The organism is Candidatus Pantoea symbiotica (genome assembly GCF_056491525.1).
This window is the reverse complement of record NZ_JBSZHR010000003.1, coordinates 125,665-140,807: the sequence shown is the minus strand read 5'-3', so window position 1 is coordinate 140,807 and position 15,143 is coordinate 125,665. Positions and strand designations below refer to the sequence as shown.

Genomic DNA, 15,143 nt, shown 5'->3' with positions numbered 1-15,143 from the left:
ACGGTGAGATAAGTGGTTTTGTAGGGTCACCATTTATGGCGACCGCAAGGTGACATGAGCAGTATTTTGTAGGGTCGCCATTTATGGCGACCTGGATAAATCACACGTCCGGGAACGTCATATTGCTGCCCGGTGCTTCGCGATGCAGATGGATAAAGTTCAGGTGACGTTCGTACTGATCGAGTATATCGATAATCACCTGCTCTTTGTTGTAGTCCATCAAATCGTTGCCCTGGCTGCCTTCCAGCAGGAAGGTTTCCAGACGGTAATAGGTCGACTTACCGCTGCGTGCACGATAGGTAAAGCCCGGAACCGAATACTGCTGCGGCCAGATTTGATACACGAAATCCTGCTCTTCGCCCAGCAATACACGCAGATCAAGGTGCCCCAGCGGCTGCCCCTCTTCTGGCTCGGCGCGCTCCAGCGAGATACGTCCGCCGCGCAGCTCCAGCTCTTTCGCCACATCCTGCATCGCCGGGAACAGCACCTCTTCCATCATCTTCTGCGTGTAGCGCGTGCCCGGATAGTTCATCAGGCGCGACAGACGTTTTTTCCAGCTCAGGCGATCGTTACTGGCCGGAATGTACGGCGCAGTGTCGCGGCTGGCGCTGGCACGGCGATGATCTTCCACCTTCAGCGATTTATACAGGCCGGCCATCACAAAGAAGATCACAAAGCTAAACGGTAAGCCCATGATTACCGTGGCATTCTGCAGCGCAGAAATACCGTTGGTCATCAGCATACCCATCGTTAGCACACCAATCGCAATCGACCAGAAGATACGCAGCCAGTTCGGTGCATCGCTGTTGATGTCTTTCAGCTTCGAGGTGAAGTTACCCAGCACCAGCGAACCGGAATCCGCCGAGGTCACGTAGAACAGCATGCCGGTGATGGTGGCCACCGAAGCACTGAACTTGAACGCCGGATACTGAGCCAGCAGGCTGTAGAAGCCGCGCTCGGCATGCGCCATCACTTCCTGGGCAAAGCCCGCGTCGCCGTGGATGATTTCATACAGCGCCGCGTTACCAAACACCGACAGCCACAGCAACGTAAAGGTGAACGGGATTATCAGCGTACCCAACACAAACTCACGAATAGTACGACCGCGCGAGATACGTGCGAGGAACAAGCCGACAAACGGTGACCAGGCAACCCACCACGCCCAGAAGAACAGCGTCCAGCTATTCATCCACTCGCGTGGCTGATCGAAGGCAAAAGTATTCAGCGTCATACCCATAAAGCGATTGACGTAATCACCGACGTTCAGCACCAGCGCGTTGAGCAGGAAATCGGTTTTGCCCATAAACAGCACGAACAGAATCAAGCCCAGCGCCAGCGCGACATTTAACTCAGAGAGAATACGGATGCCTTTATCCACGCCGGAGGTCACTGAAATGGTGGCGATGATCACCGACAGCACAATCAGCGCCGCCTGCGCCGTGAAACCTTCCGGCACATCGAACAGCACGTTGAGGCCGTAGTTCAGCTGCACCACACCAATCCCTAAGGTGGTGGCGATACCAAAGATGGTGCCGATCACGGCAGCGATATCCACCGTGTGACCAATCGGGCCATTAATGCGTTTGCCGAAAATTGGATAAAGCGCTGAACGTATAGTGAGCGGCAGGTTGTAGCGATAGCTGAAGTAGCCGAGCGCGATGCCCATCAATGCGTACATCGACCAGCCGGTGACGCCATAGTGGAACAGCGTCCACACCATCGCCTGACGCGCGGCTTCCATGGTCTGCCCTGCACCTTCTGGCGGCTGCATATATTGCGTTACCGGTTCGGCAACCGAGAAGAACATCAGGTCAATACCGATACCGGCGGCAAACAGCATCGCCGACCAGCTCAGCAAACTGAACTCGGGTTTAGATTGCTCCGGCCCGAGTTTGATCGCGCCGTAGCGCGAACACGCCATATAGATGACGAACACGATGTACAGCGTGGCAGCGAGCATGTAGTACCAGCCAAACGTGGACGTGACCCAATTGACGGCGGTCAGAAGCCAGCTGGCAGCGAGTTCGCTGTAAAAAATCGTGACAAGTGAAAATGTCAGAATCAGTCCGGCTGAGGTGTAAAACACCACAGGATTGATTCTGTCTTTTTCACTGGCAGGTGGATTAATCATCGATTACCTCTGGTTAATTTCCTGTAGTACGTGCCAATGAACCCTGATTAGGTCGCCATTAATGGCGTCCCGACGAGGGAAAGTGCGGTTTTCGTGGGGTGCGCGTGAGTACGCACCTGCTGAGATCCCTTCAACTCACCGCTTCGTTTTTGTAACAATCCAAGCACAGCATCCTAACAAATTTCTTTTTTATATTGAACGTGCAATCAAAAAAAGTTTTAATAGTGTCCTTACATTGCGGTGGAGCTGGAGTGTTATGCCAAAGGTGGGAATGCAGCCGATACGTCGTCGGCAACTGATTGATGCGACCCTGAGCACCATTAACGAAGTCGGGATCAACGACGCCACCATTGCGCAGATTGCGCGACGTGCTGGTGTATCGACAGGCATCATCAGCCACTACTTCAAAGACAAGAACGGTCTGCTGGAAGCCACGATGCGTGACGTAACCCGTCAGCTGCGTGATGCGGTAGCAGCAAGGTTAAAACCGCTGGCCGACGCCAGCACCGAAGCGCGCCTGCTGGCGATTGTGGAAGGCAACTTTGATGATTCGCAGGTGCACAGCGCCGCGATGAAAGCCTGGCTGGATTTCTGGGCCAGCAGCATGCATCAGCCACAGTTGGGCCGCTTAGAGCGCGTAAGCAGCCGTCGTCTGTTTTCCACGCTGGCAGCCGAATTTCGTCGCGTTATTCCGCGCGAAAAGGCGCGCCTGGCGGCACATGGCCTCGCCTCGCTGATTGATGGCCTGTGGCTGCGCGCTGCGCTCAGCGGTAAACCGTTCGATTTGGCTATCGCCAGACAGCTCACCACCCAATTCATTCGTCAGCAATTGGCTGACCAGAATCACTGAGGAAGGAGAAATCATGTCCCGATTCACCGAGCAACACCTTTATATTGATGGCGCATTGGTTCCCGCTGCGGCAGGTAACACATTCCAGACCATCAACCCGGCAAACGGCGAAGTGCTGGCCGACGTGCATGAAGCCGATCGCGCAGACGTTGATCGCGCCGTTGCCGCAGCGAAAAAAGGCCAGAAAGTCTGGGCGGCGATGACCGCCATGGAACGTTCGCGCATCCTGCGTCGTGCGGTCGATATTCTGCGTGAGCGCAACGACGAACTGGCCGCGCTGGAAACTCTCGATACCGGTAAACCGCTGAGTGAAACTCAATATGTGGATATCGTGACCGGTGCCGACGTGCTGGAGTACTACGCGGGCTTGATTCCTTCTCTGGAAGGCCAGCAAATCCCGCTGCGCGATACTTCTTTCGTGTATACCCGCCGCGAACCATTGGGCGTGGTGGCTGGTATCGGCGCGTGGAACTACCCGATTCAGATCGCCTTGTGGAAATCAGCACCTGCGCTGGCCGCCGGTAACGCGATGATCTTCAAACCAAGCGAAGTCACGCCGCTCACCGCGCTGAAGCTGGCAGAAATCTACACCGAAGCGGGCGTACCAAACGGCGTGTTCAATGTGCTGAACGGTCGCGGCGCGGTTACTGGCCAACTGCTCACCGATCATCCGGGCATCGATAAAGTCTCCTTCACCGGCGGCGTCGCCAGCGGTAAGAAAGTGATGGCGAATGCGGCTGGTTCCACGCTGAAAGACGTCACCATGGAGCTGGGCGGTAAATCACCGCTGATCATCTTCGATGACGCCGACCTCGACCTCGCCGCTGATATCGCCATGATGGCGAACTTCTATAGCTCGGGACAGGTTTGCACCAACGGCACGCGCGTGTTTATCCCGGCTACGTTGCAAGCGGCGTTTGAAGCGAAAATCGCCGAGCGCGTGGCGCGTATCAAGGCGGGCGATCTCAACCATCCTGATACCAACTTCGGTCCGCTGGTGAGCTTCGCACATCGCGACAACGTAATGCGCTTTATCGAATCCGGCATCAGCGAAGGGGCGCGTCTGCTGTGCGGCGGTAAACGCCTGAGCGGCGCAGCTTTCGATAACGGCGCATGGGTGGAACCGACCGTGTTCACCGACTGTCGCGATGAGATGACCATTGTGCGCGAAGAGATCTTCGGACCGGTGATGTCGATTCTGAGCTACGAAAGTGAAGAAGAAGTGATTCGCCGCGCCAACGCCACCGAATTTGGCTTGGCTGCCGGTGTGGTAACTCAGGATCTCAACCGCGCGCACCGCGTGATTCATCAGATTGAAGCAGGTATCTGCTGGATCAATACCTGGGGCGAATCTGACGCCGCGATGCCTGTCGGCGGTTACAAGCATTCGGGTGTCGGCCGCGAAAATGGCCTGATGACGCTGCAAAACTACACGCAGGTGAAATCTGTGCAGCTCGAAATGACCCGTTTTCAGTCCGTATTTTAATTTTGGCTTTTAACCTGAGGAACGACTAATGGAATTTGATTACATCATTATCGGAGCCGGATCCGCAGGGAACGTTTTGGCAACAAGACTGACCGAAGATAGCAGCGTCAATGTGCTGCTTTTAGAAGCGGGCGGCCCAGATTACCGCTTCGACTTCCGCACGCAGATGCCTGCGGCGCTGGCTTTCCCACTGCAGGGAAAACGCTACAACTGGGCGTACGAAACCGAACCTGAGCCGTATATGAACAATCGCCGCATGGAGTGCGGACGCGGTAAAGGTTTGGGCGGATCGTCGCTGATCAACGGCATGTGCTACATCCGTGGTAACGCGATGGATCTCGATAACTGGGCCAATGAACCTGGCCTGGAAAACTGGAGCTACCTGAACTGCCTGCCCTACTATCGTAAATCTGAAACGCGCGATATCGGTGCCAATGATTATCACGGCGGCGAAGGTCCGGTGAGCATCACCACCTGTAAACCAGGTAACAATCCGCTGTTCGCCGCAATGATTGAAGCCGGCGTGCAGGCGGGTTATCCGCGCACTGACGATCTCAACGGTTATCAGCAGGAAGGCTTCGGGCCAATGGATCGCTTTGTGACGCCGAAAGGTCGCCGCTCCAGCACCGCGCGCGGCTATCTCGATACCGCGAAAACGCGCCCGAACCTGAAAATCGTCACCCATGCAACCACTGACCGCATTCTGTTTGAAGGCAAACGCGCGGTAGGCGTGCAGTATCTGCTGGGTTCCAGCAATACGTCGCATCAAGCACATGCGCGCCGTGAAGTGCTGCTGTGCGCCGGTGCCATCGCCTCGCCGCAGATTCTGCAACGTTCCGGTGTCGGTTCCGCTGAACTGCTGAAACAGTTTGATATCCCGCTGGTGCATGATTTACCGGGCGTAGGCGAGAACTTGCAGGATCACCTCGAAATGTACCTGCAATATGAGTGCAAAGAGCCGGTATCGCTCTATCCGGCATTGAAGTGGTGGAACCAGCCGAAAATTGGTGCGGAGTGGCTGTTTAACGGCACCGGCGTCGGCGCCAGCAACCACTTTGAAGGCGGTGGTTTTATTCGCAGCCGTGAAGAGTTCAGCTGGCCGAATATTCAGTATCACTTCCTGCCGGTAGCGATTAACTACAATGGCTCGAACGCGGTGGAAGCGCACGGTTTCCAGTGTCACGTTGGTTCGATGCGCTCACCGAGCCGCGGCCATGTGCGCCTGAAATCACGCGATCCGCGCCGCCATCCGGCGATTCTGTTCAACTACATGTCACACGAACAGGATTGGCAGGAATTCCGCGATGCGATTCGTATCACGCGTCAGATCATTAACCAGCCGGCGCTGGATAAATATCGCGGCAAAGAAATCAGCCCAGGCCTGGATTGCCAGACCGATGAGCAGTTGGATGAGTTTGTGCGCAATCACGGCGAAACGGCTTATCACCCGTGTGGCACCTGTAAAATGGGTTCTGACGAGATGTCGGTAGTTGATGGCGAAGGCCGCGTGCATGGCGTCGAAGCGCTGCGCGTGGTGGATGCCTCAATCATGCCGTTGATCATCACCGGTAACCTCAATGCCACTACCATCATGATCGGCGAGAAAATCGCAGACAACATTCGTGGCCGCCAGCCGCTGCCGCGCAGCGAAGCGGATTACTTTGTTGCCGGTGATAAACCGGTGCGCGCTGAACCGATGCGTGGGTGAAATTGATTCGGGGGCGACGTTAGTCGCCCTTTTCTTTTGTCACAAATCAAGCTGCAACTCGTGCCTTAAGCATTGGACAAATTGAACTCCGCACAATGTCTACAACTTACAATTAACAACCCACTAAAAGTATGTTGTAACTATAAACCTTAATTATCCCTCCGTTGCATTTGGTAATACAAAGCAACGCCCTCTTCATCTTCTCTACTGATTTATCTGCTTCAATAAGCCTCTAATTTCATGAGGATTCGCCATGAACCGCCGCCACTTTTTATCGTATCTGACACTTTCCACGCTGGCCGTACGCAGCGGACTAACCTGGGCAGCTCCAGCGCGCGTAACAACTCAAGTTATACCGCTATGGCCGGATTTACCGCCGGGCGGCGGCGGCCCTGCTGGCGATCTGGTGATTTCAGCCAAAGGTGCGCAGCGCAATATCGTGCGGCCGACGCTTACAGTAATGACGCCGCCCTCGCGCAATGGCCGAGCGGTATTGATCGCCGCTGGTGGCGGTTATACGCGCATTGAAATGGGCAAAGAAGCCTGGCCCGCCGCAGCCTGGTTGACGGCGCGCGGGTATACTGCTTATGTGCTGAGCTATCGTTTGCCGCATGAAGGCTGGAAAGATGGCGCGATGGTTTCACTGCAGGATGCACAGCGCGCGCTGCGCGTGGTGCGGCAGCGTGAAAAGCATGTCAGTGTGCTGGGATTTTCCGCCGGTGGGCATCTGCTTGGTATGGCGGTCACGCGCGCGGATCTCCGCTCGTATAGTGCCACCGATGCACTGGATAACCTTCCCGCCACGGCCGATCGCGCTGCGCTGATCTATCCCATCATCACGTTAGAGCCGCCTTACACGCACACCTCAACCCACAAAATCCTGGTTGGTAAAAATGCGCCCGCCAGTGAAGATGCCGCATGGTCGGTGCAGGAGTTTGTTAATCCGCAATCGCCGCCCTTCTTTCTGGTGCAGGCAGAGGATGATCCGATTTCCGATCCGCATAACACGCTGATTATGGCTGACGCCTGTAAGCGCCAGCACGTGCCCGTGGAGATGCATCGCTACAGCAGTGGCGGACATGGATTTGGTATGGGCAGGCCCGGCACGCCCACAATGGCGTGGCCGGAGCGCTATCAGAAGTGGTTGATGGCTAATCTCTGATTTTAGCTGTCCATCTTGATAACAATTTTGCCAAATGCACCGCGTGAAAGGTGTTTGAACGCATCGATCGCGTCGTTGAAGCGATAAACCTGCTCAATCACGGGCTTGATATTATGCTCATCAAGAAACGGACTCATACGATCAAAGGATGAACGTGGTGCAACAGCAATACCGCGAAGCGTTGTCTGACGGAAAATCAGCGGCATTAAATCCAGCTGCGATGTTTGCCCCGTCAGGAACCCAACTTGCGCGATGGTGCCGGCAACTTTTGTCGCGGCGATAGACTGATTGATACCGGCCCCGCCCGCGACTTCAACGGTAATATCGGCGCCTTTTCCGCCGGTCAACGCCAGCACCTGTTTTTCCCATTCGGGATGCGTTTTATAGTTGATCCCTTCATCAGCGCCCAGCGCCTTAATTCGCTCAAGATTGGCATCGCTGCTCGATGTCGCAATAACGCGAGCGCCGAACGCATGGGCTATCTGCGCGGCAAAAACCGAGACACCGCCGGTTCCTTGCACCAGCACCGTTTGTCCAGGTTGCAGATTGCCAATATCCATTAGCGAGTACCATGCGGTTAACGCGGCGATCGGCAGCGTGGCGGCTTCCTCATCAGACATGCTGTCTGGCGCTTTCACTGCGCTGTTTTCATGAATGATCATATATTCCGCCAGGCCACCGGGCAGTGGCATGCCCAGACACCAGGCAGGTTCATCTGCGGCAGGCTCGCCGTCTAACCAGCGAGAATAGAGATGGGAATTAACCCGTTCGCCTACGCTAAAGCGAGTGACGTCCTCACCGACTGCGACCACGGTGCCTGCGGCATCCGACACCGGAATGAGCGGCTTAGGCACCAGATGCGGTTCATAAAATCCTTCAATAATCGCTTTATCTCTGAAGTTCAGGGATACCGCGCCCACTTTAACCAGCAATTCTCCGGGTCCTGGCGTTGGCGTTGGCACCTCATCAAGCTGCAAATTTTCCAGACCAAAATCTTTCAGTAACCATGCTTTCATTTCTGTCGCTTCCACGATGAACAAGTCAGAGAGGACAAGAGTAGTGAGCGCAGGCTGTTGGAAAAAGCCACAAAAAAGAACGTCACTGTTATTGCAGGGGAAACAATGCGGCTGGGGTATAATTCGCAGCAAGGGTTAATCTCATGCAGCGGAAAATAGACAATGCGCGGCAATATGTTTGAGTTAATGGGTATTTTTGTGCAGATAGTGGAATTACGCAGTTTCACTAAAGCCGCTGATGCTTTGCAGTTGCATCGTCCTGCGGTGAGTAAAGCCGTACAGCATTTAGAAGATGAGCTAGGCGTAAAACTGTTGCATCGCACCACGCGCAGCCTGAATACCACGACTGAAGGTGATGAGATTTATCAACGCGCAAAAGCCCTGCTCGCTGACGTCAATGACATGAAGGCCTCCTATTCTTCGAATCAACCACCGCGCGGGCTTCTGCGCATTGACGCGCCGCTGGCGCTGACGCACACGATCCTTATCCCTTCGTTAGCCGAGTTTCAGGCGCGCTATCCTGAAATTGAAATCGTATTGACGGCTTCAGATAGCCTGACAGATTTAATCCAGGAAGGGATCGACTGCGTGATTCGTCTGGGCGAACTTGATGATTCCAGCTTTATTTCGCGACGCGTAGGTAACGTTGTAATGGCGACCTGCGCTGCGCCGTCATACCTCGAAAAATGCGGTACGCCGCTGACACCAGATGATTTAAGGCATCACAAAGCCATCAACTTTTTCAGTGAGCACAGCCGTGAAGTGATGGAGTGGAAGTTTGTCAGTGCAGGCGACATTATCTCGCGACGTCCCGGCAGCCAGATGTTGGTGAATAATTCTGATGTGCTGCTGTCCTGCGGGCTGGCGGGGATGGGAATGGTGCATGCATTACGCGCGGCACTGGAACCGCATATTCAGTCGGGTTGCTTGACGGAAGTGTTAACCGATTTCACCCCCGTCACCAAACCTGTCTCAATTGTGTACCCTGACCGCCGCTATCTTGCACCGAAGGTCAGGGTATTTATCGACTGGTTCTCGGCGATGTTTGCCGAAAAACACCAATAAACAGCTAATCCACCGCCACCGTTTGCTTGCTGGCCAACCCCGCCAGCAAGGTCTGCGAACTGGCTACTGCACCAAAAATCCCGCCTTGCATATGGATCATGCTGAGCGCCGCTTCGTGGTGTTTTAGCTCGGTCGCCGCACAGCAATCTGACAACACCAGACACTCAAAGCCGCGATCGTTGGCTTCGCGCAGCGTGGTATGAACGCAGACATCGGTGGTGATGCCGCTGATGATCAGATTGCGAATGCCACGACTGCGCAGGATCAGTTCGAGATCGGTGGCATAAAACGAACCTTTGCCCGGTTTATCAATGATGACTTCCCCCGGCAGCGGCGCAAGCTCCGGGATAATCTCCCAGCCCGGTTCACCGCGCACCAGAATCCGCCCGCATGGACCGGGCGCGCCGATTTCTGCCTGCATACGCTTTGATCGCCAGCGCTTGTTGGCGGGTAAATCACTTAAATCCGGCCGATGTCCTTCGCGTGTATGGATGATCGGGAAGCCCAATTCGCGCATCGTTGCCAGCACTTGCTGCAGCGGCTTAATCGGCGCGCGCGTTAAAGCAATGTCGTAGCCCATGCTATCGACGTAACCGCCCTTACCACAGAAATCGGTTTGCATATCGATCACGATCAATGCGGTGTCCTGCGGGCTGCAGCGGCCGTCATACGGCCACGAGTAAGGGGTTGAATCAATGGCGTAATCAGGCATTTTTTTCCTCCATTACATTTACCGTACTTTCACGTTTCAGTTTCACAATCAGCGTGTAACTGGCGGCGGCAGTGACCAGGCCAATCACCGCTTCACCAAACTGCGGGAAGGCGATATGCGCAATCACCGCACACAAGCTGCCGATCGCCCAGGCGGCAAAGGCGCTGCCGCGCATGCGGCGCAATTTGCGCTGCTCGCTGATTTTGGCCATGAAGATCAAATCGACAATCATCACCGCGCCAAACGGCGGCACCACGATGCCGAGCAAGCTCAGCCATTCGAGGAAATAGGACCACACACCAGCCAGCGCCAGCGCCCCGCCGATCACGCCGAGGAGCACCGTCCACAAACGCATTTTACTGCTGAACAGATGGCTAAAGCCGACCGCGCCGTTATACAGGCAGTGCGTACACACCGAACCGAGATTGATAAACACAAACAGGAAGGCAATCACCGAGAGCAGCATGCCGTGACCCATTAGCATTGGCAGGAAGTTGCCGCCGTTGCTCGCCGGATCGACAGCCGCGCCCACCGCCACAATCACCACGCCAAACAAATAAGAGATAACGTTCGCCACCGGGAACGCGGAGAACGCGGCAATCACCGCGGATTTACCGTCTTTCGACCAGCGGGTGAAATCTGCCGTCATGGTGCCGGAATCGGCGAATCCGGCCACCACCATTGTCACGGCGGTGCCCATGCTCATCGCACCTACCGCGCTGCTGCTGCCGGTAAACTGCGTGATGGTGCTAAAATCATGATCCTTCCCAATCAGCCACAGCGCCACCAAACCCAATACCACGAACAGCGGTGCCGCGATCATGCCGAGCACTGACAACGCGCGCACGCCGAGGAAAGTGATGGCGGTATACAGCACCATGGCAAACGCCGTCACCGCCAGCGCGTTCCAGCCAAAGGTTTGATTGATCACCGTGCCGGTTAAACCAGTCTGAAAGGCGTACCAGCCAATCACCACGGTAGAAAGGAAGCCCGAAACCAAAATGTAGCCTTTGGTACCAAAAGTCCGTTTCGCCTGCAGCGCGAAGTTCATGCCGGTGTTACCCGCGAACCAGCTGAGCGCGCCGACATAGGCAAACAGCACCAGATTGCCGAGCAAAATGGCAATCAGCGCCGGCCAGAAGCCGAGATGCCAGGTAATGATGCCGCCAAACAGCGCATTGGTGAGGATCATCGGAAAACCAAACCACACCGCCGACACCGAACCGGTCGAGTGGCGATGGCTGAGCGGAACCGGTTCGTGCTCGAACTCCTGCTCTAAAGCCGGTGAATTTTTGTTAGTCATGGGCAACTCCGATTGAAACAGGTGTGATGTGATTCCAGGGTTGTATGCGCTCGAATGCGGCACTTGCCGCCAGCACCAGGCCATCGTCCAGATGACGACCAACGATTTGCATGCCAATCGGCAATCCGCTGGCGGTAAAGCCCGCGGGAACAGACGCCGCCGGTTGGCCGGTAAAATTGAATGGGAAGCAGAAGGAGAGCCAGTGATCGCTGCGCACCATGCGGCCATCGATAATCTCCGGTCCCTGCATATTGAGCGGGAATGGCGGCACCGCCAGCGTTGGCGATAGCAGCAGATCGTAGTGCTGCATAAAGCGCCACATCTGGTTGCACAGCTTTTTGCGCGTGGTGTTGGCGTCGGTAAAGTTTTCAGCGCGCCAGTCGCGTTGCAGCATGGCGCTGAGATGCGGTGACATACGTGAACCGAGTTCAGCTTGCATGTTACGCATGCCGGAAAGATCGCTTTCAAAGGCCACCAGCGCAGCGAAGGTGGCGCCTTCATCGGCGATGCCGGGATCAACTTCATCAAGCTGCGCACCCAGTTCACGGGCAAAACGGCGTGCGGCCTGAGTGACAACGTCACGCACTTCAGCATCGACGGCGATGTAACCGAAATCTGCGCTAAAGGCGATGCGCAGACCGCTGAGCGGCTTTTCCAGCGCGGCCAGCCAATCGACGTCATTGCAGGGAATCGAGTGGCGATCGCGCATATCGGGCCCCGCCATCACCGACATCATTAGCGCGCTGTCGCGCACTGAACGCGTCATCGGGCCGATATGCTCCAGCGATTCCCAACTGGAAACGCCGGGATAACGCTCATCACGACATCCCGGCCACAAAGGTACACGCCCCATAGAGGCTTTCAGACCAAACACGCCGCAGTGCGCAGCAGGGATGCGCACCGAACCGCCGCCGTCGCTGCCTAAGGCAATCGGACACAGGCGCGCTGCCAATGCCGCACCGGAACCGGCGCTGGAACCGCCCGGCGTTTTGCTGAGATCCCACGGATTGCGCGGTGAAGGAAACAGCGGATTATGCCCGACGCCGCTATAACCAAACTCCGGCGCGGTGGTTTTCCCCAGCAGTACGGCATCGGCTGCCAGCAGACGTTCAACCGTGATGTCATCCTCTTCCGGGACAAAATCGGCGTAGGCATGCGATCCCGAGGTGGTTTTTACACCTGCGGTGCAAATCAGGTCTTTCACCGCCAGCGGCACGCCCGCCAGCGCACCCAGCGGTTCGCCGCGCGCGCGCTTTGCATCAACGGCGGCCGCCTGTTGCAGCGCCAGCTGTGGCGTGGCGGTACAAAACGCCTGAATCTGCGGCTCGCGCTGCTCCATGCGATCGATTGCGGCTTGCGTCACTTCCTGCGCCGAAACGTCGCCGCTGCGAATTAACGCCGCCAGCGTGGTGGCATCTTCATCCAACAGTGCATCAAACATGCGAATACTCCCGATTTATGACTTATCGGAAACGTTGCAGTTTGCGTGCCAAAAAACGCCGAAAATGAGAGTGCTGGCTGCCAGGCCAGATGGGATACGCTCTTGGATACAAGATCGAATACTTATGTTTCTTTACAATGCAGATGTGGAGAAAAGAAGCACGAAAATGGCGCAGCCATGCGCCACAATGGAGAGCGGCTTAATCAGCAGCCGGGATTAAATCCACCAGAACCTGTTCGATCACTTCAACCACGCGTCTAACGCGCAGCGGGATGAAGCGCGCGTCGGGAAACACCGCGTAGAGAAAACGATCTGGCAGGCGATATTGTGGCAGGATGCGCACCAGCTTTCCTGATTGCAACGCTTCGTGCACCAGCGGTAATTGCATGCCGCCGACACCAATATTCGCCTGCAGCGCCTGCAACAATCCTTCGCTGCTGTTGGCACGAAACACGGTATTGACCGCCATCGCCACGCTTTCCTGATGGGATATCAGGCGCAGCGGCGCCTCTTTATCGATGCCGCTGAAGCGGACATGCGGATGCGCCGCCAACTCTGTCAGCGTGGTAATCGACGTCGCGCGTACCCGTTCAGGCGCAGCGAACAGCGGCGTTTCAATACGCGCCAGTAATCGCGCCGGAAACATCTCAGGCGGCATTTCACTCAGGCGCAACGCGATATCCACGCCTTCACTCACCAGTTCAGCCACACGATCGTCGAGCGCAATGGTCAGATGCAGTTCGGGATTTGCTGTTTGCAGCGCCAGCAAATGCGGCAGAAAGCGCTGGCCTAATCCGCTGGGTAACTGGATATGCACGCTGCCATGCAACGCTTGCTGCGCCGGTCGCAACTGGCTCTCCACTTCCTGCATGGCAGCAAGCAGCGGCTGCATCTGCTGCAAATAACGCTCGCCCTGCTCGGTCAATTTCATGGCGCGCGTAGTGCGGTGCAGCAACACGATCCCGAGTTCATCCTCCAGCGCGGCGATTTGCTGGCTCACGGCGGACTGTTTCATGCCGCACAGGCGCGCCGCCGCCGAAAACGATCCGGCTTGCGCCACGCGAATGAAGGTGTTGATGGCGTTGAGTTTGTTATTCATTTAATGATTTTTCTGATAAGTGACATCTGAATTGTGGGATATCAGCAATAAAAATAATAGATAACACTGCAGCTGTCTTGTTCACAGGAGAATCATCATGTCGCAAACACATAACGTCGCATTGGTAGCAGGCGCGACCGGGATTGTTGGCAGTCAGCTGGTCACCGCACTGCGTCAGCAGGATTGGCAGATAATCGGCCTGACGCGCCAGCCCGCAATCTCAACGCACGATATCCCTTTCATCCACGTTGATCTGCTGGATGCGCAACAGAGCGCGCAGGCGCTGGCCCCGCTCAATAAGGTCACGCATATCTTCTACAGCGCGTGGCTGAATGCCGCCAGCTGGCGCGAGATGGTCGAGCCTAACGTGACGATGCTGCGCAATCTGGTAGTTAACATCGATAAGGTCGCGCTGCTGCGCAGCGTCAGTTTGATGCAGGGATACAAAGTGTATGGCGCGCATTTAGGGCCGTTTAAAACGCCCGCGCGAGAAAGCGATCCCGGCGTGGCGGGAGCCGAATTCAATGCGGAACAGCTGCGCTGGCTCAGTGACTTTCAACGCGGAAAAAGCTGGCACTGGCATGCCCTGCGACCCGGCGTGGTCGGCAGCGCGCTGCCCGGCAATGCCATGAACCTGGCGCTGAGCATCGCGCTGTATGCATCGCTGTGTAAATCTCAGGGTTTGCCGCTACGTTTTCCCGGTTCTTCACTCGCCTGGCACAGCATGGTCGATCACACCGATGGCGGATTGCTGGCGCAGGCCACGCTGTGGGCGGCCAATGCGCCTGGCGCCCACAATCAGGCATTTAACGTCAACAACGGCGATTTGTGGCGCTGGAGCGAATTATGGCCGGCGATCGCCCGCTGGTTTGAACTGGAATGCGCGCCAGCGGTAAATCTGTCGTTTCATCAGCTTTTCCAGGATTACCGCGATCAATGGCAAACTCTCGCTGAGCAATATCAGCTGATCGAGCCGGATATCTTGCAACTGAATGATGGGCAATTTGCCGATTTTGTCTTTGGCTGGGATTACGACATGTTTGGTGACGGCAGCAAATTGCGGCGCGCGGGTTTTAGCGGATATCAGGCAACGGATGAGATGTTCTTTACGCTGTTTACGCAGTTACGCGCAGCACGCATTATCCCTTAAGCCAACAGGGAAGCCTGCGC

General features: G+C 55.9%; 12 protein-coding genes. 6 read left to right on the top strand and 6 right to left on the bottom strand.

All coding sequences use genetic code 11. The annotated features are described in order from the left end of the window. Window positions 1-100 precede the first annotated feature (100 nt). Window positions 101-2,131 carry a choline transporter gene (locus ACXIZX_RS21435; protein WP_008106887.1) on the bottom strand — a complete coding sequence of 677 codons (2,031 nt, stop codon included), beginning with the start codon at window positions 2,129-2,131 and terminating at the stop codon, window positions 101-103. A gap of 256 nt (window positions 2,132-2,387) precedes the next feature. Here ACXIZX_RS21435 and betI point away from each other — a divergent pair, with 256 nt between their 5' ends. The 4 genes from betI to ACXIZX_RS21415 all read left to right on the top strand — a co-directional run bounded on the left by betI (window position 2,388) and on the right by ACXIZX_RS21415 (window position 7,337). Beyond that, on the top strand, window positions 2,388-2,981 hold the full coding sequence (gene betI, locus ACXIZX_RS21430) for a transcriptional regulator BetI (RefSeq protein WP_008106889.1): 594 nt from the start codon (window positions 2,388-2,390) through the stop codon (window positions 2,979-2,981). A gap of 13 nt (window positions 2,982-2,994) precedes the next feature. Further along, a complete protein-coding gene (gene betB, locus ACXIZX_RS21425) occupies window positions 2,995-4,467 on the top strand; it encodes a betaine-aldehyde dehydrogenase (protein ID WP_479404963.1) in 1,473 nt (490 codons plus the stop codon). A gap of 28 nt (window positions 4,468-4,495) precedes the next feature. Further along, window positions 4,496-6,175, top strand: coding sequence for a choline dehydrogenase (betA, locus tag ACXIZX_RS21420; RefSeq protein ID WP_479404962.1), 1,680 nt, complete (start codon window positions 4,496-4,498; stop codon window positions 6,173-6,175). 253 nt (window positions 6,176-6,428) lie between these two features. Continuing rightward, the gene (locus ACXIZX_RS21415; protein WP_479404961.1) at window positions 6,429-7,337 is read left to right on the top strand and encodes an alpha/beta hydrolase; all 909 of its coding nucleotides are present in this window, start codon (window positions 6,429-6,431) and stop codon (window positions 7,335-7,337) included. A gap of 2 nt (window positions 7,338-7,339) precedes the next feature. Here ACXIZX_RS21415 and ACXIZX_RS21410 read toward each other — a convergent pair whose 3' ends face one another. Then, entirely contained in the window at window positions 7,340-8,353 is a 1,014-nt protein-coding gene (locus ACXIZX_RS21410; RefSeq protein ID WP_479404960.1) for a zinc-dependent alcohol dehydrogenase family protein, read from the bottom strand. 162 nt (window positions 8,354-8,515) lie between these two features. Between ACXIZX_RS21410 and ACXIZX_RS21405 the strand changes: the two genes are divergently transcribed. Beyond that, window positions 8,516-9,418 (top strand): LysR family transcriptional regulator, encoded by a 903-nt coding sequence (locus tag ACXIZX_RS21405; protein WP_479404959.1) that lies wholly within the window; start codon window positions 8,516-8,518, stop codon window positions 9,416-9,418. 4 nt (window positions 9,419-9,422) lie between these two features. On the opposite strand, the gene biuH is transcribed toward ACXIZX_RS21405, so the two are convergent. The 4 genes from biuH to ACXIZX_RS21385 all read right to left on the bottom strand — a co-directional run bounded on the left by biuH (window position 9,423) and on the right by ACXIZX_RS21385 (window position 13,973). Continuing rightward, on the bottom strand, window positions 9,423-10,130 hold the full coding sequence (gene biuH, locus ACXIZX_RS21400; protein ID WP_479404958.1) for a biuret amidohydrolase: 708 nt from the start codon (window positions 10,128-10,130) through the stop codon (window positions 9,423-9,425). Continuing rightward, window positions 10,123-11,433 (bottom strand): purine-cytosine permease family protein, encoded by a 1,311-nt coding sequence (locus ACXIZX_RS21395; protein WP_479404957.1) that lies wholly within the window; start codon window positions 11,431-11,433, stop codon window positions 10,123-10,125. Before ACXIZX_RS21395 ends, biuH begins: the two co-directional genes overlap by 8 nt. Next, on the bottom strand, window positions 11,426-12,874 hold the full coding sequence (locus ACXIZX_RS21390; protein ID WP_479404956.1) for an amidase: 1,449 nt from the start codon (window positions 12,872-12,874) through the stop codon (window positions 11,426-11,428). Before ACXIZX_RS21390 ends, ACXIZX_RS21395 begins: the two co-directional genes overlap by 8 nt. 199 nt (window positions 12,875-13,073) lie before the next feature. Further along, entirely contained in the window at window positions 13,074-13,973 is a 900-nt protein-coding gene (locus tag ACXIZX_RS21385; protein ID WP_479404955.1) for a LysR family transcriptional regulator, read from the bottom strand. Window positions 13,974-14,070: 97 nt separating this feature from the next. Here ACXIZX_RS21385 and ACXIZX_RS21380 point away from each other — a divergent pair, with 97 nt between their 5' ends. Then, on the top strand, window positions 14,071-15,123 hold the full coding sequence (locus ACXIZX_RS21380; RefSeq protein WP_479404954.1) for an SDR family oxidoreductase: 1,053 nt from the start codon (window positions 14,071-14,073) through the stop codon (window positions 15,121-15,123). Window positions 15,124-15,143: the final 20 nt, after the last annotated feature.

What these genes read in the sequence shown, in the direction of transcription:
- ACXIZX_RS21435 (WP_008106887.1), bottom strand. Translation starts at nt 2,131, where the DNA reads ATGATTAATCCACCTGCCAGTGAAAAAGACAGAATCAATCCTGTGGTG.
- betI (WP_008106889.1), top strand. Translation starts at nt 2,388, where the DNA reads ATGCCAAAGGTGGGAATGCAGCCGATACGTCGTCGGCAACTGATTGAT.
- betB (WP_479404963.1), top strand. Translation starts at nt 2,995, where the DNA reads ATGTCCCGATTCACCGAGCAACACCTTTATATTGATGGCGCATTGGTT.
- betA (WP_479404962.1), top strand. Translation starts at nt 4,496, where the DNA reads ATGGAATTTGATTACATCATTATCGGAGCCGGATCCGCAGGGAACGTT.
- ACXIZX_RS21415 (WP_479404961.1), top strand. Translation starts at nt 6,429, where the DNA reads ATGAACCGCCGCCACTTTTTATCGTATCTGACACTTTCCACGCTGGCC.
- ACXIZX_RS21410 (WP_479404960.1), bottom strand. Translation starts at nt 8,353, where the DNA reads ATGAAAGCATGGTTACTGAAAGATTTTGGTCTGGAAAATTTGCAGCTT.
- ACXIZX_RS21405 (WP_479404959.1), top strand. Translation starts at nt 8,516, where the DNA reads ATGCGCGGCAATATGTTTGAGTTAATGGGTATTTTTGTGCAGATAGTG.
- biuH (WP_479404958.1), bottom strand. Translation starts at nt 10,130, where the DNA reads ATGCCTGATTACGCCATTGATTCAACCCCTTACTCGTGGCCGTATGAC.
- ACXIZX_RS21395 (WP_479404957.1), bottom strand. Translation starts at nt 11,433, where the DNA reads ATGACTAACAAAAATTCACCGGCTTTAGAGCAGGAGTTCGAGCACGAA.
- ACXIZX_RS21390 (WP_479404956.1), bottom strand. Translation starts at nt 12,874, where the DNA reads ATGTTTGATGCACTGTTGGATGAAGATGCCACCACGCTGGCGGCGTTA.
- ACXIZX_RS21385 (WP_479404955.1), bottom strand. Translation starts at nt 13,973, where the DNA reads ATGAATAACAAACTCAACGCCATCAACACCTTCATTCGCGTGGCGCAA.
- ACXIZX_RS21380 (WP_479404954.1), top strand. Translation starts at nt 14,071, where the DNA reads ATGTCGCAAACACATAACGTCGCATTGGTAGCAGGCGCGACCGGGATT.